This window comes from Klenkia brasiliensis, from assembly GCF_900100695.1.
GTDB lineage: Bacteria > Actinomycetota > Actinomycetes > Mycobacteriales > Geodermatophilaceae > Klenkia > Klenkia brasiliensis.
The window spans coordinates 791,883-817,805 of the sequence record NZ_FNCF01000002.1; the positions used below are offsets into that span (position 1 = coordinate 791,883).

Here is a 25,923-nt window from a genome sequence, read left to right on the forward strand (position 1 = left end):
TCCCGGTACGTGCCGCCGGTGACCCAGCCCCCCGCCCGGGTGGTGGTGCTCATCTCCGGTGCCGGGACGCTGTGCGCGGCGCTGCTGGACGCCGACGAGCCCGCCTTCGCGGTGGTCGCCGTCGGTGCCGACCGGGAGGCCCCGGGTCTGGCCGTCGCCCGCGAGCGGGGCCTGCCCACCTTCGTCGTCCCCCTGGCCGGCCACGCCGACCGCGCCGCGTGGGACGCCGCGCTGGCCGGGGCGATCGCCGCGCACCGGCCGGACTGGGTGGTGTGCGCGGGCTTCATGAAGCTGCTCGGCCCCGCGGTGCTCGGCGCGTTCGGGGGCCGGCTGGTCAACACCCACCCGGCCCTGCTGCCGGCCTTCCCCGGCGCGCACGCGGTGCGCGACGCCCTCGCCGCCGGGGTGACCACCACCGGCGCCACCGTCCACCTCGTCGACGCCGGGCTCGACACCGGCCCGGTGCTCGCCCAGACCCCGGTCCCCGTGCTGCCCGGCGACGACGAGCAGCAGCTGCACGACCGCATCAAGGCCGTCGAGCGGGTGCTGCTCGTCGACACCCTCGTCTCCCTCACCAGCTCAAGGAGCAGCGTCCCGTGACCGATCGCATGCCCGTCCGCCGTGCCCTGCTCGGCGTGTACGACAAGTCCGGCGTCGAGGAGCTGGCCCGCGGGCTGGCCGAGGCCGGCGTGGAGCTGGTCAGCACCGGCGCGACGGCCCGGCGGATCGCCGAGGCCGGCATCCCGGTCACCCCCGTCGAGCAGGTCACCGGGTTCCCCGAGTGCCTGGACGGCCGGGTCAAGACGCTGCACCCGGCGGTGCACGCCGGCATCCTCGCCGACCGGCGCAAGCCCGACCACGTCCGCCAGCTCGACGAGCTCGGCATCGCCGCCTTCGACCTGGTCGTGGTCAACCTCTACCCCTTCCGCGAGACCATGGCCTCGGGCGCGACCCCCGACGAGTGCATCGAGCAGATCGACATCGGCGGGCCGGCGATGGTGCGCGCCGCGGCGAAGAACCACCCGTCGGTCGCCGTCGTGGTCGACCCCGCCCGCTACGGGGCGGTGCTCGACGCCGTCCGGTCCGGCGGCACCACCCTGGCCCAGCGCCGGGCGCTGGCCACCGACGCCTTCCGGCACACCGCCTCCTACGACATCGTGGTCGCCTCGTGGCTGGGCGAGGTCGTCGCGCCCGACGAGTCCGGCTTCCCGGCCTGGACGGCGGCCAGCTGGGAGCGGGCCGACGTGCTGCGCTACGGCGAGAACCCGCACCAGGCGGCGGCCCTGTACCGGAACTGGCGGCCCGGGCTGGCGCACGCCGAGCAGCTGCACGGCAAGCAGATGTCCTACAACAACTACGTCGACACCGACGCCGCCTGGCGGGCCGCGCACGACCACGAGGCGCCGTGCGTGGCGATCATCAAGCACGCCAACCCGTGCGGGATCGCCGTCGGCACCGACCTGGCCCAGGCGCACCGCAAGGCGCACGCCTGCGACCCGGTGTCGGCCTTCGGCGGGGTGATCGCCGCCAACCGCGAGGTCGACCTGTCCACCGCCGAGCAGATCGCCGAGGTGTTCACCGAGGTCGTCGTCGCGCCGTCGTTCACCGAGGACGCCGTCGAGGTGCTCACCCGGAAGAAGAACGTCCGGCTGCTGCGGATGCCCGAGGGCACCGCCCCCGACCCGGTGGAGATGCGGCCGATCAGCGGCGGGGTGCTGGTCCAGCACGTCGACCGGGTCGCGGCCGAGGGCGACGACCCGGCCACCTGGACGCTGGCCACCGGCGCACCGGTGGACGCCGCCACCCTCGACGACCTGGCCTTCGCCTGGCGGGCGGTGCGCGCGGTGAAGTCCAACGCCATCCTGCTGGCCTCCGACGGCGCCACCGTCGGTGTCGGCATGGGCCAGGTGAACCGGGTGGACGCCGCACGGCTGGCCGTGCAGCGGGCGGGGGAGCGGGCCACCGGGTCGGTGGCGGCCTCCGACGCCTTCTTCCCCTTCGCCGACGGCCTGCAGGTGCTGCTGGACGCCGGGGTCACCGCCGTCGTCCAGCCCGGCGGGTCGGTGCGCGACGAGGAGGTCGTGGCGGCCGCGGCCGAGGCCGGCGTGGCGCTGTACCTGACCGGCACCCGCCACTTCGCCCACTAGCGCAGCTTCGGCCCCGTCAGCAGGGCCTTGAGCGCCCCCAGCAGGCCCGCCCCGGCGGTGCCGAGGGCGAACCAGAAGCCGACGGCGAACCGGCCGGGCTGCCAGCCCCGGTCGGCCAGCGGCACCAGGACGGCGGCCACCACCAGACCCGCGACCAGCAGCGCCAGCAGGCCCAGGAACCGGTGGGCGCGGGCCGGGACGAGCAGCAGCAGGCCGAGCAGGAAGAGCACCGCACCGCCGGCCAGCACCGCACCGGGCTGCCAGAGGCCGGTGCTGAACAGGCCGAGCCAGTCGGTGGTGGCCTGGTCGACGACGCGCCGGGCCAGCTCCAGCCCGGTGGCGCCGTCGGGCACCCAGGGCAGCAGGAGGCTGAGCGCGGCGGCCACCCCGGCCAGCAGCAGGAGCAGGGAGGCGACGGAGTCCGGCCGGCGCACCGCGACCGGCTTGGTCGACCAGGCCGGCGCGGTGGTCTGGTCGGCGGGCGGGCGCCAGGTCTGCGGTTGCTGCGGGGCCGCCGGCGCGGGCTGGGGGGCCACGGGCGCGGGCACCGTCTCCTGGCGCAGCGGGGCCACGGGGTGCACCTCGGTGGTCTGCTGGTCGGCCAGGTCCGCCCGGGCGGGCTGCGGGTGGGCGGGCTGCGGGTGGGCGGGCTGCGGGTGGGCGGGCTCGGACCCGGCGGCGGGGAAGGCCCGGGTGCGGTCGTCGGGCTGGCTCATGGGTCCTCCTCGGCGGCAACCGGTCCTCCCGAGCCTAGGAGAACCGGGCCGGGTGCGCCGGGACGCCGGACGCCCCCGGTGCGGCAGACTGGGCGCGTGACGGCGACGCGACTGGACGGCAAGGCGACCGCGGCCACGATCCGCACCGAGCTGGCGCAGCGGGTGGAGGCCCTCGCCGCGGCCGGCCGGCGCCCGGGTCTGGGCACCCTGCTGGTCGGCGACGACCCGGGCAGCCGCTGGTACGTCGACGCCAAGCACAAGGACTGCGCGCAGGTCGGCATCGCCAGCATCCAGCGCGAGCTCCCCGCCGACGCCTCGCAGGCCGACGTCCTCGCCGTCGTCGCCGAGCTCAACGCCGATCCCGCGTGCACCGGCTACATCGTGCAGCTGCCGCTGCCGCGCCAGGTCTCCGAGGCCGCCGTCCTCGAGGCCGTGGACCCCGACAAGGACGCCGACGGCCTGCACCCCACCAACCTCGGCCGGCTGGTGCTGGGCATCCCCGGGTCGCTGCCGTGCACGCCGCTGGGCATCGTCGAGCTGCTGCGCCGCTTCGACGTCCCGCTGGCCGGCGCGGAGGTCGTCGTGGTCGGCCGCGGGGTGACGGTGGGCCGGCCGCTGGGCCTGCTGCTCACCCGGCGCAGCGAGAACGCGACGGTGACCCTCTGCCACACCGGCACCCGCGACCTGGCCGCGCACACCCGCACCGCCGACGTCGTGGTGGCCGCCGCCGGCGTCCCGGGGCTGATCACCGCCGACCTGGTCAAGCCCGGTGCCGCCGTCCTCGACGTCGGCGTCAGCCGGGTCGACGGCAAGATCGCCGGGGACGTCGCCGCCGACGTCGTCGAGGTGGCCGGCCACGTCGCCCCCAACCCCGGCGGCGTCGGGCCGATGACCCGGGCGATGCTGCTGTCCAACGTGGTCACCCTCGCCGAGCGGGCCGCGGCCCCCGTGGTGGCCTGAGGCACCGAGGTGGCCCGCACCCCGCTCTACACCCGGCGGCCGATCCTGGCCGGGGTGCTGCGCCAGCTCCCGCTCACCGCCGTGCTGCTGGTGGTCGCCGCGGGGCTGGTCACCGTGGCCGCGGGCAACTGGCGGCGCGGGCTGGTCGTGGTCGGGCTCGCCCTGGTGGGGGCCGGGGTGCTGCGCATGCTGCTGCCGGTCCGCCGGCTGGGCTTCCTGGCCGTGCGGAGCACCACCACCGACGTCGTGCTGACGACCGGGACCGGCCTGGTGCTGGCCCTCGTCGCGCTGGCGATCCCCCCGGGCTGACGGGCCCGGAGGCGCAGCCGGGCGGGCCCGGCGCTAGGTTGGCGGCCATGGCGACGAAGCCCGGCAAGATCACCGTGGTGGGTTCCGGCTTCTACGGCTCCACCACCGCACTCCGGCTGGCCCAGTACGACGTCGTGGGCACCGTGGTGCTCACCGACATCCTGGAGGGCCGGCCCGAGGGCCTGGCCCTGGACATCAACCAGTCGCGGTCGATCGAGGGCTTCGAGACCGAGGTCGTCGGCGTCGGCGGGGGCTCCTACGAGGGCACCGAGGGCTCCGACGTCGTCGTCGTCACCGCGGGGCTGCCCCGCAAGCCCGGCATGAGCCGGATGGACCTGATCGAGACCAACGCCGGCATCGTCCGCGAGGTCGCGGAGAACGTCGCCCGCACGTCCCCGGACGCCGTGGTGATCGTGGTCAGCAACCCGCTGGACGAGATGACCGCGCTGGCCCAGCTGGCCACCGGGTTCCCGACCCAGCGGGTGATGGGCCAGGCCGGGATGCTCGACACGGCCCGGTTCACCGACAACGTGGCCCGCGAGCTCGGCGTCCCCACCTCGTCGGTGCGCACGCTGACCCTGGGCAGCCACGGCGACACGATGGTGCCGGTGCCCAGCCGCTGCACCGTCGACGGCCGGCCGCTGTCGGAGGTGCTGGACGCCGACCGCATCGCGCACCTGGTCGACCGCACCCGCAACGGCGGGGCCGAGGTGGTCGCGCTGCTCAGGACCGGGTCGGCGTACTACGCGCCGTCCGCGGCCGCGGCCCGGATGGCCAAGGCGGTCATCGAGGACGCAGGCAGCGTGCTGCCGGTGTGCGCGTGGGTCGACGGCGAGTACGGGATCTCCGGGGTCTACCTGGGGGTCGAGGCCGAGATCGGCCGTGAAGGTGTCCGTCGGGTGGTCGAGGGCGACCTCACCGACGACGAGCTGGCCGGGCTGCGCGAGGCAGCCGAGGCCGTACGGGCCAAGCAGGCGGACGTGGCCGACCTCTGAGTCGGCCTCCAACAGAGAGGGACCACCACCACGTGAGCAAGATCAAGGTCAAGGGCACGGTCGTCGAGCTCGACGGCGACGAGATGACCCGGATCATCTGGCAGTTCATCAAGGACGAGCTGATCCTCAAGTACCTCGACGTCGACCTCGAGTACTACGACCTGGGCATGGAGCACCGGGACGCCACCGACGACCAGGTCACCGTCGACGCCGCCAACGCCATCAAGAAGCACGGCGTCGGCGTCAAGTGCGCCACCATCACCCCGGACGAGGCGCGGGTCGAGGAGTTCGGCCTCAAGCAGATGTGGCGCTCCCCGAACGGGACGATCCGCAACATCCTCGGCGGCGTGATCTTCCGCGAGCCGATCATCATGCAGAACGTGCCGCGCCTGGTGCCGGGCTGGACCAAGCCGATCATCGTCGGCCGCCACGCCTACGGCGACCAGTACCGCGCCACGGACTTCAAGTTCCCCTCGGCCGGCACCCTGAAGGTCGTCTTCACCCCCGAGGACGGCTCGGAGCCGATCGAGCGCGAGGTCTTCCAGGCCCCCGGCGCCGGTGTCTCGCTGTCGATGTACAACCTCGACGAGTCCATCCGGGACTTCGCCCGCGCCTCGCTGAACTACGGCCTGGCCCGCAACTACCCGGTCTACCTGTCGACGAAGAACACGATCCTCAAGGCCTACGACGGCCGGTTCAAGGACATCTTCCAGGAGGTGTTCGACGCGGAGTTCAAGGAGAAGTTCGACGCGGCCGGCATCACCTACGAGCACCGCCTCATCGACGACATGGTCGCGGCCAACCTCAAGTGGGAGGGCGGCTACGTCTGGGCGTGCAAGAACTACGACGGCGACGTGCAGTCCGACACCGTGGCGCAGGGCTTCGGCTCGCTGGGCCTGATGACCTCGGTGCTGGCCACCCCGGACGGCAGGACCGTCGAGGCCGAGGCCGCCCACGGCACGGTGACCCGGCACTACCGGCAGCACCAGCAGGGCAAGGAGACCTCGACCAATCCGATCGCGTCGATCTTCGCCTGGACCCGGGGCCTGGCCCACCGCGGCAAGCTCGACGGCACCCCCGAGGTGACCGAGTTCGCCGAGACCCTCGAGCGGGTCTGCATCGAGACGGTCGAGGGTGGTCAGATGACCAAGGACCTCGCCCTGCTGATCAGCAAGGACGCCCCCTGGCTGACCACGCAGGACTTCCTCGCCGCCATCGACGCCAACCTGCAGAAGGCCATGGCCGCCTGACCCACCGCACGCCCGACGGCCCCCCTCCCGCCCCGCGGGAGGGGGGCCGTCGCACGCCCGGGGTGCGTCGATCACCGCGGGTGGGCCGCTGCCTCGGTGGAGCTGAGGCAGCATCCGCCCCGGGGTGATCACGGGCCTGTGGACAACTCCTGGTCGGGGACGTCCCCGGGGGCAGGCTGCGGAGCGTGCCCACCGCCCCTGCCGTCCCACCGGCCCTCGCCGGGCGAGTGTTCCGGGGCAGCGACGCGGTCGGCCGGGGGCTGCTGACCGCGGCGCAGCTGCGCAGCTCGGCCTGGCGTCGACTGCGCCAGGACGTCTACGTCGACGCGTCGGTGCCGCTCACCCACCGGGTCCGGGTCGCGGGTGTCCGGTTGGTGATGCCGGCCGGCGCGGCCTTCGCCGACCTGACCGCCGCCTCGCTGTGGGGTGTGCCGGACCTGGTCGGCGTCGACGACCCGGTGGACGTCGTGGTGCCACCGGGGGAGCGCTGGACCCCGTCGTCGGACGTCCGGGCGCGGACGGCGGAGGTCGCCGGCGAGGTGGTCCTGCGGGGCGGCGCACCGGTGACCAGCAGGGTGCGCACCGCGGTCGACCTGGCCCGGCGTCCCGGGCCGCCCGACGAGCGGGTCGTCCTGGTGGACCGGCTCGTCGCCGGTCGGCTCGTCGGGCTCCCCGACCTGCGGTCGGCGGTCCACTCCCTGCCCCGGTGCCGGGGGAGCGCGGGCGCACGGCTGGCCGTCGACCTGGCGGACGGTCTCGCGGAGTCACCGCAGGAGACCCGGACCCGGCTGCACCTGCGGCGTGGTGGGGTGCCGGCGCCGGTCGCCCAGTTCTGCGTGCTGCAGGACGGCCGCTTCGTCGCGCGGGTGGACTTCGCGTGGCCCGACCGGAAGGTGGCGCTGGAGTACGACGGGCTGTGGCACGCCGAGCCGGGCCGGTTCGCGAAGGACCGCGCCCGCCTGAACGCGCTGCAGGCGGCGGGCTGGCGGGTGGTCTTCGTGACGGCCCGCGACCTGCACCACCCGGCGGAACTGGTCGCCCGCGTGCTCGCCGTGCTGGCCGCGTGACGAGGACGGGTCAGTTGCTGCCTCCCGAGCTCGGAGGCAGCACTGGACCCGGGGTGATCACGCGCGGGCCCGCCCCGGGCGCGCCCCGCGCCCGGTCAGCGGCCGAAGAGCTGGGTCCACCAGGGGCCGCCGGGGCCCGGGGCGACGCCGACGCCCAGGCGGGTGCTGCTGCAGTCCAGGATGTTCGCGCGGTGGCCGGGGCTGTCCATCCAGCCGGCCACCACCGACGCCGCGTCGCCGTACCCCTGCGCGATGTTCTCCGCCGAGGCGCCGGTCACCCCGGCCGCGGCGGCGCGGTCCCAGGGGGACAGGCCCTCGGGCGTGGTGTGGCTGAGGTACCCGCGGTCGCGCATGTCGGCGCTGTGCGCGCGGGCCACCCCGGCCAGCCCGGCGTCGGCGGCCACCGGACCGCACCCGGCGGCGGCCCGCTCGGCGTTCACCAGCGCGACGACCTCGCCCTCGACGCCCGGGTCGGCGGTCGGCACGGCGGGTGCGGCGGCGGGCGCCGGTGCGGGTGCCGGGGCGGGCGCGGGTGCCGTGGTCGACGGCGCGGGCCGGGGAGGGGGCGGTGTCGTCGGCACGGGGGTGGTCGTCGGCGCGGCCGGCGTGGTGGTGACCGGCACGCTGGTCACCGGGGCCGGGGCGACCGTGCTCACCGGCGCCGGCGTGGTGGTCGACGCCGCGGCGGTGGTCGCCGCCGCGGGCACCGGGTCGCCGGACCCGGGCAGCAGCCACCAACCGCCCCCGACGACGGCCAGCACCGCCCCCACGACCGCCGCCGGCCACCAGCGTCCGACGCGCGGACGGTGACGACGTCGTCGCTCCCCGGTCATGGCCGACCACCGTAGCCGCCGGGCACCCCGCGGCGGAACGCCCGGGAGCCGGCCGGCGTTGCCGGTTGGACGCCCCCACCCGGGACCGGCGATCCTGGTGACCCGCCCGCACCACAACCCGTAGAAGGAGCACGCCGCCGGTGAGCGACGTCTGGCTCAACATCGTCATGGTCGTCGTCTTCGTGCTGATCGGCGGCGCGTTCGCCGGCGCGGAGATCGCGCTGGTCTCGCTGCGGGAGTCGCAGGTGCGGGCGCTCGGCGAGCGCGGCAGCCGCGGCCGGGCGCTCTCCAAGCTGCTCGGCGACCCCAACCGGTTCCTGGCCGCGGTGCAGGTCGGGGTCACCCTGGCCGGGTTCTTCTCCGCCGCGTTCGGTGCCAGCACGCTGTCCGAGCCGCTGGGGGACTGGCTGACCTCGCTGGGCCTGCCGCAGGGCGTCGCCGACCCGCTGAGCTTCGTGCTGGTCACCATCGCGATCAGCTACCTGTCGCTGGTGGTCGGCGAGCTGACGCCCAAGCGGCTGGCGCTGCAGCGCGCCGAGGGCTTCTCCCTCGTCGTCGCGGGGCCCCTCAACCGCATCGCCGCGGCCTTCCGGCCGGTCATCTGGCTGCTGTCGCGCTCCACCGACCTGCTGGTCCGGCTGCTGGGCGGTGACCCCAAGCAGAGCGGTGAGTCGATCAGCCAGGAGGAGCTGCGCGACCTGGTCGCGGCCCACGAGTCGCTGTCCACCGACGAGCGCCGGCTGATCGACGAGGTGTTCCGGGCCGGCGGCCGCGAGGTGCGCGAGGTGATGACCCCGCGCACCGAGGTCGACTTCCTCGAGGCGTCGCTGACCGCCAGCCGCGCGGCCAAGCTGATCGCCGACTCCGGCCGCTCGCGCTACCCGGTCGTCGGCCGCACCCAGGACGACGTCGTCGGCTTCGTGCACGTGCGCGACCTGCTGCTGCCCGGCCACCCGGCCGGCCGGGCCGCCACCGTCGGCGACCTGGCCCGCGAGGTCAAGCAGCTGCCGGGGACGGCGGGGGTGCTCACCGCGCTGTCGGAGATGCGCCGGGAGAGCCAGCACCTGGCCATCGTGGTCGACGAGTACGGCGGCACCGACGGCATCGTGACCCTGGAGGACCTCATCGAGGAGGTCATCGGCGAGATCTACGACGAGTACGACGAGGACGCCGTCCCCGAGACCGACGAGCCCGCCGAGGGCCCGCACGACGTCGACGGCCTGCTCAACCTGGACGACTTCGCCGAGGCCACCGGCCTCGAGCTGCCCCAGGGCCCCTACGAGACCGTGGCCGGGTGGATGCTGGCCGAGCTGGGCCGCATCCCGGCGGTCGGCGACGGCGCCGTCCACGAGGGCCGGCAGCTGACCGTCACCGAGCTCGACGGCCGCCGGATCGCCCGCATCGCGGTCTCCCCGGCGCCGCCGGCGGAGGTCAGCGCCCCGCCGGCCGGCTGAGCTCCCACGCGTCGCGCACCATCGTGGTGAGCTCGGCGTGCTGCGGGGCCCAGCCCAGGTCGGCGCGGATGCGCGCGGAGGAGGCCACCAGCTGGGCGGGGTCGCCGGCCCGGCGGGCCCCGACCACCACCGGCACCGGGTGCCCGGTCACCTCGCGGACGGCGTCGACGACCTGCTGCACGCTGAACCCGGTGCCGTTGCCCAGGTTGTAGACCCGGTGCTCGCCGGGCGCGGGTGCCGGCAGGGCCAGCAGGTGGGCGTCGGCCAGGTCCAGCACGTGCACGTAGTCGCGGATGCAGGTGCCGTCGGGGGTGGGGTAGTCCTCGCCGAACACGGTGATCGCCTCGCGGGTGCCCGCGGCGACCTGCAGCGCGATGGGGATGAGGTGGGTCTCGGTGGCGTGCCGCTCGCCCAGGCCGAACCCGGCGCCGGCGACGTTGAAGTAGCGCAGGCTGACCGCGGCGAACCGGTGCGCGACCGCGTAGCTGGTCAGCATGTGGTCCACGGCGAGCTTGGAGGCGCCGTAGGTGTTGGTCGGCCGGGTGGGTGCGTCCTCGGTGATCGGCACGCTCTCGGGCTCCCCGTAGGTGGCCGCCGTCGAGGAGAACACGATGCGCCGGCAGTCGACGGCGCGCATCGCCTCCAGCAGCGCCAGCGAGCCGCCGACGTTGGTGTGCCAGTAGTCCTCGGGCTGGGTCTGGGAGACCCCGACCAGGCTCTTGGCCGCGAAGTGCAGCACCGCCTCGGGCCGGACGTCGGCCAGCACGGGCGCGGAGTCGTGCAGCGACGCCTGCACGAAGGTCGCGCCCTCGGGGACGGCGTCGGCGTGGCCGGTGGACAGGTCGTCCAGCACGGTCACCTCGTGGCCGCCGGACAGGAGGGCGGCCGTGACTACGCTGCCGATGTAGCCGGCACCACCGGCGACGAGAACTCGCATGCGTGCACCCTACGGAGGACCCACCATGGTCAGCCCGCGTTCGGCGGTGTCGGCGCTCCCGGCCTACCGGCCCGGCCGCAACCCCGCGGACCTGGCCCGCGAGATCGGCGTCCCCAGGGCGGTCAAGCTGGCCAGCAACGAGGTGGCGTTCCCGCCGCTGCCGGCCGTGGTGGCCGCGATCTCCGCGGTGGTGGGCGAGACCAACCGCTACCCCGACAACGCCGCCGGCGTGCTGGCCGGGGCGCTGGCGCAGCGGTACGGGGTCGACGTCGCCCAGGTGGCCACCGGGTGCGGTGCGGTGACCCTGCTGCAGCAGGTCGCGCAGGCCTACGTGGAGCCCGGCACCAGCCTGGCCTACGCCTGGCGGTCCTTCGAGATGTACCCGCTGCTGGCCCAGGTCGCCGGCGCGGGCTCCCAGCAGGTGCCGCTGGTCCCCGGGGCCGAGGGCGGGACGGCCGACACCCACGACCTGGACGGCCTGCTGGCCGCCGTCGACGACACCACCCGCGTGCTGCTGGTCTGCAACCCGAACAACCCCACCGGGACGGCGGTGCGCCGTCCGGCGCTGGAGGCCTTCCTCGACGCGGTGCCCGACTCCGTGCTGGTGGTGCTGGACGAGGCCTACCGCGAGTTCGTGACCGACCCCGACGTGCCCGACGGCACGGAGCTGATGCGCGGGCGGCCCAACGTCGCCGTGCTGCGCACCTTCTCCAAGGCCTGGGGGCTGGCCGGCCTGCGGGTGGGCTACCTGCTCGCCGAGGACCCCGCCGTCGCCGAGGCCGTGCGCAAGACCCACGTGCCCTTCAGCGTCTCGATGGTCGCCCAGGCCGCCGCGGTCGCGGCGCTGGCCAGCGAGGACGAGGTCCGCGCGCGGGTGGCCGAGGTGACCGCCGAGCGCGACCGGCTGACCGCCGAGCTGCGCCGGCGCGGGCAGGCGGTGGCCGACAGCCAGGCCAACTTCGTGTGGCTGCCGCTGGGGGAGCGCACCGCCGAGGTGGCCGCCGCGCTGGAGTCCCGGGCGGTGATCACCCGGCCGTTCGCCGGTGAGGGGCTGCGGGTCACCGTCGGCACGCCCGAGGAGGACGACGTCTTCCTGGCGGCGTTCGACGAGGTCGCGGCGGGCGCTCCCGCCGGCCGCTGAGCGGGTCCGCCCGGGGGCGGGTGTGGCGCGTGGTTCGATGAAGGACGTGCCTGCCCCTCGCGTGCTGTCCGGCATCCAGCCGACGGCGGACTCCTTCCACCTCGGCAACCACCTCGGTGCGCTGCGGCAGTGGGTGAGCATGCAGGCCGACCACGAGGCCTTCTACTGCGTCGTGGACCTGCACGCGATCACCGTCGAGCAGGACCCCGCGGTGCTGCGCCGGCGCACGCTGGTGTCGGCCGCGCAGCTGCTGGCGCTGGGCGTGGACCCCGACCGCAGCGCGCTGTTCGTGCAGAGCCACGTCCCCGAGCACGCCCAGCTGGGCTGGGTGCTGCAGTGCCTGACCGGGTTCGGCGAGGCCGGCCGGATGACCCAGTTCAAGGACAAGTCGGCCCGCCAGGGCCAGGCCAGCACGAGCGTGGGGCTGTTCACCTACCCGGTGCTGCAGGCCGCCGACATCCTGCTCTACCAGGCCCGGCGGGTACCGGTCGGCGAGGACCAGCGCCAGCACCTCGAGCTCACCCGGGACCTGGCCACCCGGTTCAACGGCCGCTACGGCGACACCTTCGTGCTCCCCGAGGCCTACATCCCCCCGGGTGCGGCCAAGGTGCTGGACCTGCAGCAGCCGGACAAGAAGATGTCCAAGAGCCTGCCCGACGCCGGGTGCATCAACCTGCTCGACGACCCGAAGGTGATCGGCAAGCGGATCCGCAGCGCGGTCACCGACACCGGCCGGGAGATCGTCTTCGACCCCGAGGGCAAGCCCGGGGTGTCGAACCTGCTCACGATCCACTCGGCGTTCTCCGGGGAGACGGTGGCCCAGCTCGAGGAGCGCTTCGCCGGCCACGGCTACGGCGACCTGAAGAAGGAGCTCGCAGAGGTCGTCGTCGAGGCGCTGGCCCCCGTGCAGGCGCGCACCGCGGAGCTGCTGGCCGACACCGCCGAGCTGGAGCGGGTGCTGGCCGCGGGCGCCGCGAAGGCCCGCGAGGTCGCCGCGCCCACCCTGGCCACGGTGTACGACCGCATCGGGTTCCTCCCGGCGACCGCGCGGTGACCCGGCGATGACCTCCCTGCCCCCGCCCCCGCACCGCCGGCGGCACGACGACACGTTCGTGCCCCGCAGCGCGAACCGCGACGTCGGCGGCACCGCGGTGCTGGGGGTGGTGGTGGACGTCCCCGAACCGTGGGCGCAGCTGCTGGTGGAGTGGCGCACCAAGTGCGGCGACCCGCAGGCCGCCGTCGTGCCGCCGCACGTCACGCTGCTGCCGCCCACCGAGGTCGCCGTGGCCGACCGGTCGCTGATCGCCGCGCACCTGGCCGGCGTCGCCCGCTCGCACCCGCCCTTCGAGATCCACCTGCGCGGCACCGGCACCTTCCGCCCGGTGTCGGAGGTGGTGTTCGTGACCGTGGCCCGCGGCATCCTGGACTGCGAGCGGATCGCCACCGACGTGCGCAGCGGCCCGCTGGCCCGCCCGCTGTCCTTCCCGTACCACCCGCACGTCACGGTGGCCCACGACGTCCCCGCCGACGCGCTGGACATGGCCGCCGCGGAGCTGGCCGACCTGACCGCCACCTTCCCGGTCGGGCACTTCACCGAGTTCGAGCAGCTGCCCACCGGCGCCTGGTCGGTGGCCCGCCGCTACCCCCTCACCGGCCCCGTCCAGGGCTGACGTCCCAGCGGGCTCGGGGACCGGCCTGCACACTTCCCGGCGTGACGACACCGCAGGAGAGCACCGGCAACGTCATCACGCGCACCGTCGACGGCATCCGGGACCTGATCCACCGCGGCCGGGCCCGCGCCGGGTGGTTCGACCACCTGGTGCACGCCGGCGGCCACTACAACCGCGCGCAGGCCGACACCCTGGCCGCGGCGGTCACCTACTACGCGTTCCTGGCGCTGTTCCCCGTCGTCCTGCTGCTGGCCTCGATCGCGGGGTTCGTGCTGGCCGGCAACCCCCTGCTGCAGCTGCAGCTGGTCGACGCGATCCGCGAGGCCGTGCCGGGCGACACCGGCGCCAACCTGGCCGCCGCGGTGCTCGACGCCATCGACGCCCGCCGCACCACCGGCGTCATCGGCCTGGTCGGCTTCCTGCTGGTCGGCCTGGGGGCGGTGGACAAGCTCCGGGTCGGCATGGACATCGTCTGGCGGGGGCAGCCGGACCAGCCCGACTTCATCCAGGACCGGCTCAAGGACCTGGTCGTGCTGCTGGGCCTGGCCGGGGCCGGGGTGCTGTCGATCGGGCTGACCGCGGGGACGACGGCCGCGTCGTCGTGGGTGTTCGACCTGCTGGGCGTCGACGAGGTGCCCGGGTTCTTCCTGCTCACCGCGGCGCTGGGCATCGGCCTGGCCCTGGTCGGGGACACCCTGGTGTTCCTCTGGGTGCTCAAGGGCGTGCCGGACACGCCCCACCCGGCCCGGGTGCTGCTGCCCGGCGCGGTCTTCGGCGCCGTCGGCTTCGAGCTGATCAAGTTCCTCGGCGGCTACTACCTGAACATCCTGTCCGGCAACGTGACCGCGTCGGCGCTGGGCAGCGTGGTCGGGCTGGTCGTCTGGATCAACGTGCTCGCCCGGTTCGGGTTCTTCACGGCCTGCTGGACCGCGACCCTCCCTGCGGTCGAGCACTCGGACGCGCAGGTGCCGTTCGGTCCCGAGGCGCCGACCCGGCTGCCCGACGTGGTGCTGGTCGACGAGCGGGGGCCGCGTCCCGGTCCGGTCCGGCTCGCGGCGGGACTGGTGGGGGCAGGGGCGCTGATGGGTGCGGCGGCCGCAGGTCTGCTGCCGGCTGCGCTGCGGCGCTCGCGCCGGCGGGCACCACGGGACGGCGGGGCGGCGGACGCCTGACCGCCCGGTCGTCGGACCACCCCCCGGCCGGCACCAGCCGCACGGCCCGCCGCCGGCCGACCGCGGTGGCCACCACGATCGCCACCGCCCCGGTGGCCAGCGCCACGGGCAGCAGCACCGACTCCTGCGGCGCGGTGCTGGCCGCGGGGTCCACGGCGGGGGAGGCCGCGGCGGCCGCCGCGTCGGCGGAGCTGAGCGTGCCGTCGGCGGGGGAGGGCGCGGGCAGGGTGACCGCCGCGGCGGTCGACGCGACGTCCCCGGGCCGGACCAGCGTGCCGACGCCGGCGCCGGCCGGGGTGGCGAAGCCCCAGTCCAGCAGCCGCTGCGCCTGCTCGGTGGTCGAGACGGGGTAGCGCTCGGTCTGCATGAGGGCGACCACCAGCCGCCGGCCGTCGCGGGCGGCGGCCGCGACGAAGGTGTGCCGGGCGGCGTCGGTGAAGCCGGTCTTGCCGCCCAGGGTGCCCGGGTAGTCGGTGAGCAGGGTGTTCTGGGTCTGGATCTGGTAGCCGTCGCTCTTGCCGGGCACGGCGGGCATCTGCGCGGTGGTCTGCTGCAGGATCGCCGCCGTCGCGGGCGTGTCGACGAGCTGGCGCATGATCAGCGCGAGGTCGTACGGCGAGGAGGTCTGCCCGGCGACGTCCAGGCCCGAGGGCGTGCCCGCGACGGTGTCGAAGGCGCCGATCCGCTGCGCGGTGGCGTTCATCGCGGCCAGCGTCGCGTCCACCCCGCCGGCCGCGCGGGCCAGGGCGTTGGCCGCGTCGTTGCCCGACTGCATGACCAGGGCGTCGTAGAGCAGCGACACCGGGTACTGGCCGCCGGCGACCAGGCCGACCCGGCTGCCCTCGACCTGCTCGTCCTCGGTGGTGCCCTCCACGACCAGCGCCGGGTCCAGCGCCGGCGCCAGGGTGAGCAGGGTGAGCGTCTTGAGCGTGCTGGCCGGGTAGTAGCGGCCGTGCGGGTCCTGCGCGCCGAGGACCTCGCCGCTGTCGAGGTCGGCCACCAGCCAGCCGTGCGCGTCGATGCCCTCGGGCAGCGCCGGGGCGCCGCCGGCCACGACCAGCCCGCGGGTGTCCAGCCCCTCGCCGCCGACGGTGCTGCCGTCGGGCGCGGAGCCCTGGGCGGGTCCGCCGTCCGGGGGTGCGGTGGGGGTGGGCGCGGCCGGGTCGACCGTCGGCCGCGGACCCGGGGCGGCCAGGGCGGCCGGCGCGGCGGCCAGCAGCACCAGACCGGTCACCAGCGCCACCACGGCCGCACGGGAGGCGGGCAGCAGGGATCGCATGGGCAGCGACGCTAACCGCGCGGCGGCCCGGCGTCGCCGGTCCGGAGCGTGTCGGGTGGCGTCACGTGACGGGTGCGACGGGTGTGCCGCCGTGTGGCCCGGACGTTGCCGGGTCCTAACGATCGGGTCTCGGTGTCACCGGCGTCCTGCCAGGGGGCCGTCGACCGCGGTTAGCGTGCCTGGATCGCCGCCCGGCCACCGGCCAGGGGCGGCGGACCACGGAGTGCACACCCAGGGGTGACCCGGCCCGCGGGCCGGGGGACCCCGTACGAGAGGAGACCGTCTTGCGCCGAGCGCGTGGGATGAAGCTGGCCGCCCTGGCCATCGCCGGCAGCCTGGCCCTGGCCGCCTGTGCCAGCGACGAGACCGGCAGCGGCGGCGGCAGCGGGAGCGGCGCCAGCGGCGGCAGCGAGGACGGCCCGAAGATCGGCCTCGCCTACGACACCGGCGGCCGCGGCGACAAGTCGTTCAACGACTCCGCCTACGCGGGTGTCGAGGCCGCCATCGAGGCCAACGGCGGCGAGGTGCAGGAGCTGTCGCCCAACGCCGACGCCTCCAACCGCGCCGACCTGCTGACCCAGCTGGCCGACGACGGCTACAACCCGATCATCGCCGTCGGCTTCAACTACGCCGACGTGATCGGCGACGTGGCCGAGCAGTACCCCGACACCCAGTTCGCCATCGTCGACGGCACCGGCGTCGACGTCGGCGCGGACAACGTGACCGGCCTGCAGTTCGCCGCCAACCAGGGCTCGTTCCTCGGTGGCGTCGCGGCCGCGACGAAGTCCGAGACGGGCAACGTCGGCTTCGTCGGCGGTGTGCAGAGCCCGCTCATCGAGAGCTTCGAGGCCGGGTTCACCGCCGGCGCGAAGGCGGTCAAGCCCGACATCACCGTCCAGGTGCAGTACATCTCGCCGGCCGGTGACTTCTCCGGGTTCAACGACCCGGCCCGTGGCCAGATCGTGGCCCAGGGCATGTACGACGCGGGCGCGGACATCGTCTACGCCGCCGCGGGTGGTTCGGGCATCGGCGTCTTCCAGGCCGCCGCCGCCTCGGGCAAGCGCGCCATCGGCGTCGACTCCGACCAGTACGAGACCGTCGGCGACCCGGCCCTGCAGGCCGTGATCATGACCTCGGTCCTCAAGCGGGTCGACAACGCGGTGGAGGCCTACATCGGCTCCTTCGTCGACGGCTCGGTCCAGGGCGGCCAGGACGTCGTCAACGACCTGTCCACCGAGGGTGTGGGCCTGTCCTACTCCGGCGGGTTCATCGACGACATCAAGTCGACCATCGACGACTACACCCAGCAGATCGTCGACGGCGAGATCACCGTGCCGGAGACGCCGAGCAACTGACGCCCGGCGGCGTCCGGCAGCAGCACAGCAGGAGCAGCACCACAGCAGGACGACGGCGGGCCCGGGCGGTGACGTCCGGGCCCGTCGTTTCTCCTGTGTACGGTCCAACCGGCCGCAGGTCGTACGGAGCCGACGACCAGGACAGCTCAGGCATTCGGGAGTGGCAGTGACGGACTCAGCGCCCCTGGCGGTGGAGCTGCGGGGCATCACCAAGCGGTTCCCCGGCGTGGTGGCGAACAAGGACATCGAGCTGCGGGTCGCCCGCGGCGAGGTGCACGCCATCGTGGGGGAGAACGGCGCCGGCAAGTCGACGCTGATGAAGACCCTCTACGGGATGCACCGCCCCGACGAGGGCCAGATCCTGCTCGACGGCCGCGAGGTGGTGTTCAAGAACCCCGCCGACGCCATCGCCGCCGGGGTCGGCATGGTGCACCAGCACTTCATGCTGGCCGACAACCTCACGGTGCTGGAGAACGTCGTCCTGGGGGCGGAGAAGGCGCACGGCATCGGCGCGGCCGCCCGCCGGCGGATCGTGGAGCTCTCCGACGCCTACGCCCTCGGCCTGGAGCCCGACACCCTCGTCGAGGACCTCGGCGTCGGCGACCGGCAGCGGGTCGAGATCGCCAAGGTGCTCTACCGCGGCGCGACCACGCTGATCCTGGACGAGCCGACCGCCGTCCTCGTGCCGCAGGAGGTCGACGAGCTGTTCGGCAACCTGGCCGAGCTCAAGCGCGAGGGCCTGACCGTCATCTTCATCTCGCACAAGCTGGACGAGGTGCGCAAGGTCGCCGACTCCATCACCGTCATCCGCCGCGGCACCACCGTGGGCACCGCCGACCCGCGGACGACGACCTCCAAGCAGCTCGCCGAGCTGATGGTCGGCGCCGAGCTGCCCACCCCCCAGACCCGGACGTCGACCGTCCGCGACACCCCGGTGCTGCAGCTGACCGGGGTCACCGTCGCCGGCCAGGGCGCCCGCCCGGCCGTGGACGACGTCACCCTCACCGTCCGCGAGGGCGAGGTCGTGGGCATCGCCGGGGTCGAGGGCAACGGCCAGGCCGAGCTGGTCGACGCGATCATGGGTCTGCGCCCGCTGGCCGCCGGCACGGTGGTGCTGGCCGGCGAGGACATCACCACCTGGTCCACCCGCACCCGCCGCGAGCACGGCATCGGGTTCATCCCCGAGGACCGGCACCGGCAGGGCATGCTGCTGGACGCCCCGCTGTGGGAGAACCGGGTGCTGGGCCACCAGACCGAGGCGCCCAACGCCAAGGGCGTGTTCATCGACCGCAAGGCCGCCCGCGCCGACACCGAGCGCATCATGCGCGAGTACGACGTCCGCGCCCCCGGCGCGGACACCCTGGCCGTGGCGCTGTCCGGCGGGAACCAGCAGAAGCTCATCGTCGGCCGGGAGATGAGCGCCGGCCCCAAGCTCCTCATCGCCGCCCACCCGACCCGCGGGGTCGACGTCGGTGCGCAGTCGGTCATCTGGGAGCTGCTCAAGGACGCCCGCGCGGAGGGGATGGGGATCGTGCTGATCTCGGCCGACCTGGACGAGCTGATCGGCCTGTCCGACACGCTGCAGGTCATGCTGCGCGGCGGGGTGGTGGCCACCCTCGACCCGGGCGCGGTCACCCCCGAGCAGCTGGGCGGCTACATGACCGGCGCGGTCGAGGGCAGCACGGCGGGTGCGGCGTGACCGCGGTGCGCAAGGTCGGCGCCACTCTGCTGGCCCCGGTGCTGGCCGTCGCCATCGCGCTGGTCATCTCCGCGGTGGTCATGGTGGCCATCGGCGTCGACCCGTTCCGGGCGCTGGACGTCATGGTCGACTTCGGCGACAGCCCCACCCAGCAGGTCACCGCGATCGTGGTGGTGCTCAACCGGGCGGTGCCGCTGTTCCTGGCGGGCCTGGCCGTGGCGGTCGCGTTCCGGATGGGCCTGTTCAACATCGGCGTCGAGGGCCAGTACCGGCTGGCCACGGTGCTCGCCGCCGGCGCGGGCGCGGCGATCTCGCTGCCCGGCCCGCTGCACCTGGTCGCGATCATCGTGGTCGCGATGCTGGTCGGCGCCGTGTGGGCCGGCATCGTCGCGGTGCTGAAGGTGACCCGCGGCGTGTCCGAGGTGATCAGCTCGATCATGCTGAACTTCATCGCGCTGGGGCTGGCGTCCTTCCTGCTCACCGGCCCGCTGCGCGGCAGCGAGCCGGGCGCGTCGATCATCACCACCAAGGACATCCCGGAGTCGGGCTGGTTCCCCTCGCTCAACGGCCTGTTCGACGCCCTGGGCCTGGCCAACCCGCCGCGCCAGCTGTACGGGTTCCTGCTGGTCGCGGTGCTGGTCGGCGTGGTCGTCGCGGTGCTGCTCAAGCGCACCCGGTTCGGCTTCGACCTGCGGGCCACCGGCCTGTCGGCGTCGGCGGCCTCGGCCAGCGGCGTGGACGCCAAGCGGATGGTCATCACCACGATGCTCATCTCCGGGGCGATCGCCGGGCTCATCGGCCTGCCGGACCTGCTGGGCTCGGACCACAACTACGGCACGGAGTTCACCTCGGGCCTGGGCTTCCTGGGCATCGCAGTGGCGCTGCTGGGCCGCAACAACCCGGTCGGGATCGCCCTGGCCGCGCTGCTGTTCGCCTTCCTGGACCGCGCCGCGGTGCCCCTGCAGATCGCCGGCATCCCGTCGTCGGTGGTCACGATCATCCAGGGCACGATCGTGCTCGCCGTCGTCATCGCCAACGAGGTCGCCCGGCGGATCGCCCGTCGGCAGGCCGAGTCCGGCGGCGCGGTCGCCGCGCCACCGGCCGGTGACGGCAGCAGCCCCGGACCCGGCAGCGCACCGGCCACCGGGCCGGCCCTGACCAACGCGACCGGCGCCGCCGGCCGCACCGACCCCACGGGGAGCGCCCAGTGAGCACCGCCGCCCCGACGACCGCCGCGCCCGCCCGCGGCCCGGTGACCGAGCTGTTCCTGGGCGGTGGCCGCGGCCGCCGGCTGACCTGGATCCTGGTCGGCCTGCTGGTGCTGGTCTCCGCCGTGCGGGTCATCTCCGGGGAGCAGGCGCTGACGTCGTCCTCGACGATGGCCGCCACCCTGCTGCTGGCCGTGCCGCTGCTGCTGGTCGCCCTCGGCGGCCTGTTCGCCGAGCGCGCGGGCGTGGTCAACATCGGCCTCGACGGCATGATGATCCTGGGCACCTGGGGTGCCGGTTTCGCCGGCTACCAGTACGGCTGGCAGGGCGCGGTCGTCGGCGGCCTGCTCATGGGCGCCCTCGGCGGCCTGCTGCACGCGGTGGCCACGGTGACCTTCGGCGTCGACCACGTCATCTCCGGCGTCGCGATCAACATCCTCGCCGCCGGTGTCGCCCGGTTCCTCTCCGAGACCCTCTACGTCGACAACCCCGCCGGCGGCGGCGTCACGCAGTCCCCGGCGATGTCCTCGCGCCCGCCGACGTTCTCGCTGCCCGTGCTGTCCTCCGGCCCGGACCTGCTGGGCAAGGTGGAGGACCTGCACTGGTTCCTGGTCAGCGACCTGGCCGGCGTGCTGCGCGGGGTCACCAACGGCGTCGGCGTGCTCACCGTGGTCGCCGTCCTCCTGGTCCCGGCGGCGTACCTGCTGCTGTGGCGGACGTCGTTCGGGCTGCGGCTGCGCTCCTGCGGGGAGAACCCGGCCGCCGCGGACTCCCTCGGCGTCCCGGTCTACCGGCTCAAGTACATCGCGGTGATCATCTCCGGTGCGCTGGCCGGCCTCGGCGGGGTCTTCCTGGTCTTCATCGCCAACATCTACCGCGAGGGCCAGACCAACGGCCGCGGGTTCATCGGCCTGGCCGCGCTGATCTTCGGCAACTGGCGGCCCGGTGGCCTGGCCGCCGGCGCCGGCCTGTTCGGCTTCGCCGACGCCCTGCAGCTGCGCAGCCGCACCGCCGTGGTCGCGCTGCTGCTGCTGGTCGCGGTCCTGCTGCTGGCCGTCGCGGTCCTGCAGGCCACCCGCGGCCGGTTCACCCAGGCGATCACCGCCGCGGCCTTCGCGGCCGCCTCGCTGGTGGGCTACCTGAGCATCCAGGAGCTGCCCGAGGGCATCGTCTCCTTCACCCCGCACATCACCACGCTGCTGGTGCTGTCGCTGGCGTCCCAACGGTTGCGGATGCCCAAGGCCGACGGCCTGGTCTACCGGAGAGGTGAGCATTGATCGACTGGGACGCCCTGCGGGCCGCTGCCCGCGAGGCCATGACGCACGCCTACGCCCCCTACTCGAACTTCCCCGTCGGCGTGGCCGGGCTGGTCGACGACGGCCGGGTGGTCACCGGGTGCAACGTCGAGAACGCCTCCTACGGCATCGGCCTGTGCGCCGAGTGCGGGATGGTCAGCGAGCTGGCCCGCACCGGCGGCGGCCGGCTGGTCGCGGTGGCCTGCGTGGGCGGGGACGGCCAGCCGCTCATGCCCTGCGGCCGCTGCCGGCAGCTGCTCTGGGAGTTCGGCGGCGCGGAGATGATGATCGAGACCGTGTCGCTGGGCATCGTGCCCATGCGCGAGGTGCTGCCCGACGCCTTCGGCCCCGACGACCTGGTGAAGGCGGCGGAGCGGGCATGAGCGCGCACGACGCCATCGACGTCATCCGCGCCAAGCGGGACGGCGTCGAGCTCACCGGCGACCAGATCCGCTGGGTGATCGGTGCCTACACGGCCGGCCAGGTGCCCGACGAGCAGATGAGCGCGCTGCTGATGAGCGTGTTCTTCCGCGGCATGACACCGGACGAGCTCGCCGCCTGGACCCAGGCCATGATCGACTCCGGCGTCCGCAAGGACCTGTCCCCGCTGGGCCGGCCGACCGCGGACAAGCACTCCACCGGCGGCGTGGGCGACAAGGTCACCCTGCCGCTGGCCCCGCTGGTCGCCGCCTGCGGGGTCGCCGTCCCGCAGCTCTCGGGCCGAGGGCTCGGGCACACCGGCGGCACGCTGGACAAGCTGGGGGCCATCCCCGGCTGGCGGGCGTCGCTGACCGAGGACGAGTACCTGGGCCAGCTGCGCGACGTCGGGGCGGTCATCTGCGCGGCCGGCAACGACCTGGCCCCGGCGGACAAGCTGCTCTACGCGCTGCGCGACGTCACCGGCACGGTGGAGTCCATCCCGCTGATCGCCAGCTCGATCATGAGCAAGAAGATCGCCGAGGGCGCCGACGCGCTCGTGCTGGACGTCAAGACCGGCTCGGGTGCGTTCATGAAGGACGTCGAGAGCTCCCGCGAGCTGGCCCGCACGATGGTCGGCCTGGGCGAGGCCGCCGGCGTCCGCACCGTCGCGCTGGTGACCGCCATGGACCGCCCGCTGGGCCGCTCGGCGGGCAACGCCGTCGAGGTCGCGGAGTCCCTGGAGGTGCTGGCCGGCGGCGGCCCGGCCGACCTGGTCGAGCTGACCCTGGCGCTGGCCCGCGAGATGCTCGCCGGCGCCGGCCGCCCCGACGTCGACCCGGCGGCCGCGCTGGCCGACGGCCGGGCGATGGACAGCTGGCGGGCGATGGTCGCGGCGCAGGGCGGGGACCCCGACGCCCCGCTGCCGCAGCCGGCCGAGCGGCACGTGGTCACCGCACCGGCCACCGGCACGCTGACCCGGCTGGACGCCTTCGCCCTCGGCGTCGCGGCCTGGCGGCTGGGTGCCGGCCGGGCCCGCAAGGAGGACCCGGTGAGCGCGTCGGCCGGCGTGGTGTGGCACGCGTCGGTGGGGGAGCAGGTGACCGCCGGGCAGCCGCTGCTGGAGCTGCAGACCGACGACGCCGCCCGCATCGACCGCGCGCTGGCCGCCCTGGAGGGCGCCGTCGGGGTGGACACCGACGACACCGTGCTGCCGCTGGTGGTCGACCGCATCACCGCCTGACCGGGGTCCCAGGTCGATCAGGGACACTGGCTCCCCGTGAGTGCCCCCCTCGACCCCGGCGCCGCGATCAGCGTCCGCGGGCTGGTCAAGCGCTACGGCGACCGCAACGCCGTCGACGGCGTCGACCTGGACATCCGGCGGGGCGAGATCTTCGCGCTGCTCGGCCCCAACGGTGCCGGCAAGACCACCACGGTGGAGATCCTCGAGGGCTACCGCTCCCGCGACGGCGGCCAGGTGCAGGTGCTCGGCGCGGACCCGGCCGCGGGCGGCCGCCGGTGGCGGGCCGAGATCGGCATCGTGCTGCAGTCCGGGGCCGGCGACAGCCAGCTGACCTGCCTGGAGCTGCTCACCGCCCAGGCCGCCTACTACCCCGACCCGCGCGACCCCGCCGAGGTGCTGGAGCTGGTCGGGCTCACCGAGAAGGCGGGCGCCCGCGGCCGGTCGCTGTCGGGCGGGCAGCGCCGCCGGCTGGACGTCGCGCTGGGCATCGTGGGCCGCCCGGCGCTGCTGTTCCTCGACGAGCCGACCACCGGTTTCGACCCCGAGGCCCGCCGGCAGTTCTGGTCGCTGATCCGCTCCCTGCGCGACCTGGGGACGACGATGCTGCTGACCACGCACTACCTGGACGAGGCCGAGGAGCTCGCCGACCGGGTCGGCGTCATCACCGCCGGCCGGCTGGTCGAGGTCGCCGTCCCCGCCGAGCTGGGGGGCCGGGGCCAGGCGCCCGCGGTGGTCAGCTGGACCGAGGACGGCGCCCGCCGCAGCCAGGACACCCCGACGCCGACCGCGCTGGTCGCCGAGCTCGCCGCCCGCTTCCCCGGCGAGGTGCCCGACCTCGCCGTGTCCCGCCCGACCCTGGAAGACGTGTACCTGCAGATGATCGGCCAGTCCCGGTGAGCGCCCCGACCCTGCCGCCGCTGGCCCGCGTCTACCGGGTCCGCGCCGCCGTCGAGCTCCGGGAGTTCTTCCGGCAGCGGGAGTCGGTGGTCTTCACCCTGATGTTCCCGGTGATCCTGCTGGTCGTGTTCGGCGCGGTGCTGGACTACCAGATCGGCGCCGGGGTCACCTTCACGCAGTACTTCATGGCCGGGGTCATCGCCGCGGGCATCCTGGGCGCCAGCCTGCAGAACATGGCCATCGGCATCGCCACTGAGCGCAGCGACGGCACGCTCAAGCACCTGGCCGGCACCCCGATGCCCAAGAGCGCGTACTTCATCGGGAAGATCGCGCAGGTCTTCGCGGTCACCGTCGCCACCGTGGTGATCCTGCTGCTGGTCGGCGTGGTCCTCTACGGCGTCGACCTGCCCGGCGGCGCGCAGTGGCTGACCTTCGCCTGGGTGGCGCTGCTGGGGTCGGCGGCGTGCACGCTGCTGGGCATCGCCGTCTCGAGCCTGGCCAAGAACGGCCGCTCGGCCTCGGCCACGGTCACCCCCGTCGCACTGGTGCTGCAGTTCATCTCCGGGGTGTTCTTCCGCTTCGACCAGATCCCCACCTGGATGCAGACCATTGCCTCGGTCTTCCCGCTGAAGTGGATGGCGCAGGGCCTGCGGTCGGTGTTCCTGCCCGACGTGCTGGCCGCGCAGGAACCGGCCGGCTCGTGGGAGCTGGGCCGGGTCGCGTTGGTGCTCACCGCCTGGGTCGTCGTCGGCCTGGTGCTGTGCGTGCGCACGTTCCGCTGGCGGGACAAGGCCGACGGGTAGCGTCGCCCGGGTGCCCGCGCCGCTGACCCAGGAGACCCTCGCCCGCGCCCCCAAGGTGCTGCTGCACGACCACCTGGACGGCGGCCTGCGCCCGCGGACGGTGCTCGAGCTCGCCGACGCGGTGGGCTACACCGGCCTGCCGGCCGACGACGCGGAGGCGCTGGGCACCTGGTTCCGGCAGGCGGCGGACTCCGGCTCGCTGGTGCGCTACCTGGAGACGTTCGCGCACACGGTGGCGGTCATGCAGACCCCCGAGGCGGTGCAGCGGGTGGCCCGGGAGTGCGTGCTGGACCTCGCCGCCGACGGGGTGGTGCACGCCGAGGTCCGGATGGCCCCGGAGCTGCTCACCGCGATGCCGATCGAGGCCGCCGTCGAGGCCATGCTCGACGGGTACGCCGCGGGGGCGCGGGAGACCGGCACCACCGTCGGTGCGCTGCTGTGCGCCATGCGGCAGGCCGACCGCTGGGACGAGGTCGCCGGACTCGTCGTCCGCCACCGCGACGCCGGGGTCGTCGGCTTCGACCTGGCCGGCCCCGAGATCGGCTTCCCGGCCGACCGGCACCCCTCGGCCATCGCGCTGCTGGACGACGCCGGGGCGCACCGGACCATCCACGCCGGGGAGGCCGACGGCGTGGAGAGCATCCGCGGCGCCCTGGACGGCGCCCGCGCGGAGCGGCTGGGCCACGGCGTGCGGATCGCCGACGAGGTCCCCGAGGACGGCGGACCGCTCGGCCCGGTGGCGCAGCGGGTGCTCGACGAGCAGGTGACCCTGGAGGTGGCGCCGTCGTCGAACGTGCAGACCGGCGCCTACCCCTCGATCGCCCGGCACCCGGTCGACCGGCTGCACCGCGCCGGCTTCGCCGTCACCCTCAACACCGACAACCGGCTGATGAGCGGGGTGACCCCCACCAGCGAGCTGGTCGCCGTGGTGGACGCCCACGGGTGGGGCTGGGACGACGTGCAGACCGTCACCGAGCGGGCCGTCGCCGCGGCCTTCCTCGACGAGGGCGCCCGCGCCGACGTGCTGCGCCGGGTCCGGGAGGGCTTCGCCGCCGTCCGGGGGTGATCACACCCAC

Annotated in this window: 24 protein-coding genes and 1 pseudogene; 21 read left to right on the plus strand and 4 right to left on the minus strand. The window is 74.6% G+C overall.

The window, feature by feature from the left end; translation table 11 throughout:
• Positions 1-18 precede the first annotated feature (18 nt).
• Together purN and purH are read left to right on the plus strand one after the other, a co-directional pair.
• Positions 19-600, plus strand: coding sequence for a phosphoribosylglycinamide formyltransferase (gene purN, locus BLT39_RS08255; RefSeq protein WP_242658251.1), 582 nt, complete (start codon positions 19-21; stop codon positions 598-600).
• Positions 597-2,147 (plus strand): bifunctional phosphoribosylaminoimidazolecarboxamide formyltransferase/IMP cyclohydrolase, encoded by a 1,551-nt coding sequence (gene purH, locus BLT39_RS08260; protein ID WP_091061504.1) that lies wholly within the window; start codon positions 597-599, stop codon positions 2,145-2,147. Before purN ends, purH begins: the two co-directional genes overlap by 4 nt.
• Here purH and BLT39_RS08265 read toward each other — a convergent pair.
• The gene (locus BLT39_RS08265) at positions 2,144-2,863 is read right to left on the minus strand and encodes a hypothetical protein (RefSeq protein WP_091061507.1); all 720 of its coding nucleotides are present in this window, start codon (positions 2,861-2,863) and stop codon (positions 2,144-2,146) included. The two genes, purH and BLT39_RS08265, sit on opposite strands and share 4 nt — an antisense overlap.
• A 96-nt stretch (positions 2,864-2,959) precedes the next feature.
• Here BLT39_RS08265 and BLT39_RS08270 point away from each other — a divergent pair, with 96 nt between their 5' ends.
• From BLT39_RS08270 to BLT39_RS08290, 5 genes are all read left to right on the plus strand, one after another.
• Positions 2,960-3,823, plus strand: coding sequence for a bifunctional methylenetetrahydrofolate dehydrogenase/methenyltetrahydrofolate cyclohydrolase (locus BLT39_RS08270; RefSeq protein WP_091061510.1), 864 nt, complete (start codon positions 2,960-2,962; stop codon positions 3,821-3,823).
• A 9-nt stretch (positions 3,824-3,832) separates the two neighbouring features.
• On the plus strand, positions 3,833-4,132 hold the full coding sequence (locus tag BLT39_RS08275) for a DUF3017 domain-containing protein (protein ID WP_091061513.1): 300 nt from the start codon (positions 3,833-3,835) through the stop codon (positions 4,130-4,132).
• A gap of 47 nt (positions 4,133-4,179) precedes the next feature.
• Positions 4,180-5,127, plus strand: coding sequence for a malate dehydrogenase (locus BLT39_RS08280; protein ID WP_091061515.1), 948 nt, complete (start codon positions 4,180-4,182; stop codon positions 5,125-5,127).
• 32 nt (positions 5,128-5,159) lie between these two features.
• Positions 5,160-6,377 carry an NADP-dependent isocitrate dehydrogenase gene (locus tag BLT39_RS08285; protein ID WP_091061517.1) on the plus strand — a complete coding sequence of 406 codons (1,218 nt, stop codon included), beginning with the start codon at positions 5,160-5,162 and terminating at the stop codon, positions 6,375-6,377.
• A gap of 185 nt (positions 6,378-6,562) precedes the next feature.
• On the plus strand, positions 6,563-7,444 hold the full coding sequence (locus BLT39_RS08290; RefSeq protein ID WP_242658252.1) for an endonuclease domain-containing protein: 882 nt from the start codon (positions 6,563-6,565) through the stop codon (positions 7,442-7,444).
• Positions 7,445-7,539: 95 nt separating this feature from the next.
• On the opposite strand, the gene BLT39_RS08295 is transcribed toward BLT39_RS08290, so the two are convergent.
• Positions 7,540-8,277, minus strand: a complete 738-nt coding sequence (locus BLT39_RS08295; RefSeq protein ID WP_091061521.1) for a CAP domain-containing protein — start codon at positions 8,275-8,277, stop codon at positions 7,540-7,542.
• A 140-nt stretch (positions 8,278-8,417) separates the two neighbouring features.
• On the opposite strand from BLT39_RS08295, the gene BLT39_RS08300 reads away from it, so the two are divergent.
• Positions 8,418-9,731 (plus strand): hemolysin family protein, encoded by a 1,314-nt coding sequence (locus tag BLT39_RS08300; RefSeq protein WP_091061523.1) that lies wholly within the window; start codon positions 8,418-8,420, stop codon positions 9,729-9,731.
• Here the strand turns inward: BLT39_RS08300 and galE are convergent.
• Positions 9,709-10,668 (minus strand): UDP-glucose 4-epimerase GalE, encoded by a 960-nt coding sequence (gene galE, locus BLT39_RS08305; RefSeq protein ID WP_091061525.1) that lies wholly within the window; start codon positions 10,666-10,668, stop codon positions 9,709-9,711. The genes BLT39_RS08300 and galE overlap by 23 nt on opposite strands.
• 25 nt (positions 10,669-10,693) lie before the next feature.
• Between galE and hisC the strand changes: the two genes are divergently transcribed.
• The 4 genes and pseudogenes from hisC to BLT39_RS22960 form a co-directional block, all read left to right on the plus strand.
• Positions 10,694-11,809, plus strand: a complete 1,116-nt coding sequence (hisC, locus tag BLT39_RS08310; RefSeq protein WP_091061527.1) for a histidinol-phosphate transaminase — start codon at positions 10,694-10,696, stop codon at positions 11,807-11,809.
• A gap of 37 nt (positions 11,810-11,846) precedes the next feature.
• The gene (trpS, locus tag BLT39_RS08315; protein ID WP_091061529.1) at positions 11,847-12,863 is read left to right on the plus strand and encodes a tryptophan--tRNA ligase; all 1,017 of its coding nucleotides are present in this window, start codon (positions 11,847-11,849) and stop codon (positions 12,861-12,863) included.
• Positions 12,864-12,870: 7 nt separating this feature from the next.
• Complete coding sequence (locus tag BLT39_RS08320) at positions 12,871-13,479, plus strand: 2'-5' RNA ligase family protein (protein WP_091061530.1); 609 nt, start codon at positions 12,871-12,873, stop codon at positions 13,477-13,479.
• Between the two features lie 149 nt (positions 13,480-13,628).
• Positions 13,629-14,360 (plus strand): annotated as a pseudogene (locus tag BLT39_RS22960) (YihY/virulence factor BrkB family protein); the annotation flags it as partial.
• Between the two features lie 31 nt (positions 14,361-14,391).
• Here the strand turns inward: BLT39_RS22960 and BLT39_RS08330 are convergent.
• Positions 14,392-15,930 carry a D-alanyl-D-alanine carboxypeptidase family protein gene (locus tag BLT39_RS08330; RefSeq protein WP_091061532.1) on the minus strand — a complete coding sequence of 513 codons (1,539 nt, stop codon included), beginning with the start codon at positions 15,928-15,930 and terminating at the stop codon, positions 14,392-14,394.
• 284 nt (positions 15,931-16,214) lie between these two features.
• On the opposite strand from BLT39_RS08330, the gene BLT39_RS08335 reads away from it, so the two are divergent.
• From BLT39_RS08335 to BLT39_RS08375, 9 genes are all read left to right on the plus strand, one after another.
• A complete protein-coding gene (locus tag BLT39_RS08335; protein WP_242658254.1) occupies positions 16,215-17,285 on the plus strand; it encodes a BMP family lipoprotein in 1,071 nt (356 codons plus the stop codon).
• 166 nt (positions 17,286-17,451) lie between these two features.
• Positions 17,452-18,984: an ABC transporter ATP-binding protein gene (locus tag BLT39_RS08340; RefSeq protein ID WP_091061535.1), complete on the plus strand. Its 1,533-nt coding sequence runs from the start codon at positions 17,452-17,454 to the stop codon at positions 18,982-18,984.
• The gene (locus tag BLT39_RS08345) at positions 18,981-20,195 is read left to right on the plus strand and encodes an ABC transporter permease (RefSeq protein WP_091061536.1); all 1,215 of its coding nucleotides are present in this window, start codon (positions 18,981-18,983) and stop codon (positions 20,193-20,195) included. Before BLT39_RS08340 ends, BLT39_RS08345 begins: the two co-directional genes overlap by 4 nt.
• The gene (locus tag BLT39_RS08350; RefSeq protein ID WP_091061537.1) at positions 20,192-21,469 is read left to right on the plus strand and encodes an ABC transporter permease; all 1,278 of its coding nucleotides are present in this window, start codon (positions 20,192-20,194) and stop codon (positions 21,467-21,469) included. Before BLT39_RS08345 ends, BLT39_RS08350 begins: the two co-directional genes overlap by 4 nt.
• Positions 21,466-21,870, plus strand: a complete 405-nt coding sequence (locus BLT39_RS08355; protein ID WP_091061538.1) for a cytidine deaminase — start codon at positions 21,466-21,468, stop codon at positions 21,868-21,870. Before BLT39_RS08350 ends, BLT39_RS08355 begins: the two co-directional genes overlap by 4 nt.
• Positions 21,867-23,147 carry a thymidine phosphorylase gene (locus BLT39_RS08360; protein ID WP_091061540.1) on the plus strand — a complete coding sequence of 427 codons (1,281 nt, stop codon included), beginning with the start codon at positions 21,867-21,869 and terminating at the stop codon, positions 23,145-23,147. The genes BLT39_RS08355 and BLT39_RS08360 overlap by 4 nt, the downstream gene beginning before the upstream one ends.
• 36 nt (positions 23,148-23,183) lie before the next feature.
• A complete protein-coding gene (locus BLT39_RS08365) occupies positions 23,184-24,044 on the plus strand; it encodes an ABC transporter ATP-binding protein (protein WP_091061542.1) in 861 nt (286 codons plus the stop codon).
• A complete protein-coding gene (locus BLT39_RS08370) occupies positions 24,041-24,847 on the plus strand; it encodes an ABC transporter permease (protein WP_091061544.1) in 807 nt (268 codons plus the stop codon). The genes BLT39_RS08365 and BLT39_RS08370 overlap by 4 nt, the downstream gene beginning before the upstream one ends.
• 10 nt (positions 24,848-24,857) lie before the next feature.
• The gene (locus BLT39_RS08375) at positions 24,858-25,913 is read left to right on the plus strand and encodes an adenosine deaminase (RefSeq protein ID WP_091061546.1); all 1,056 of its coding nucleotides are present in this window, start codon (positions 24,858-24,860) and stop codon (positions 25,911-25,913) included.
• Positions 25,914-25,923: the final 10 nt, after the last annotated feature.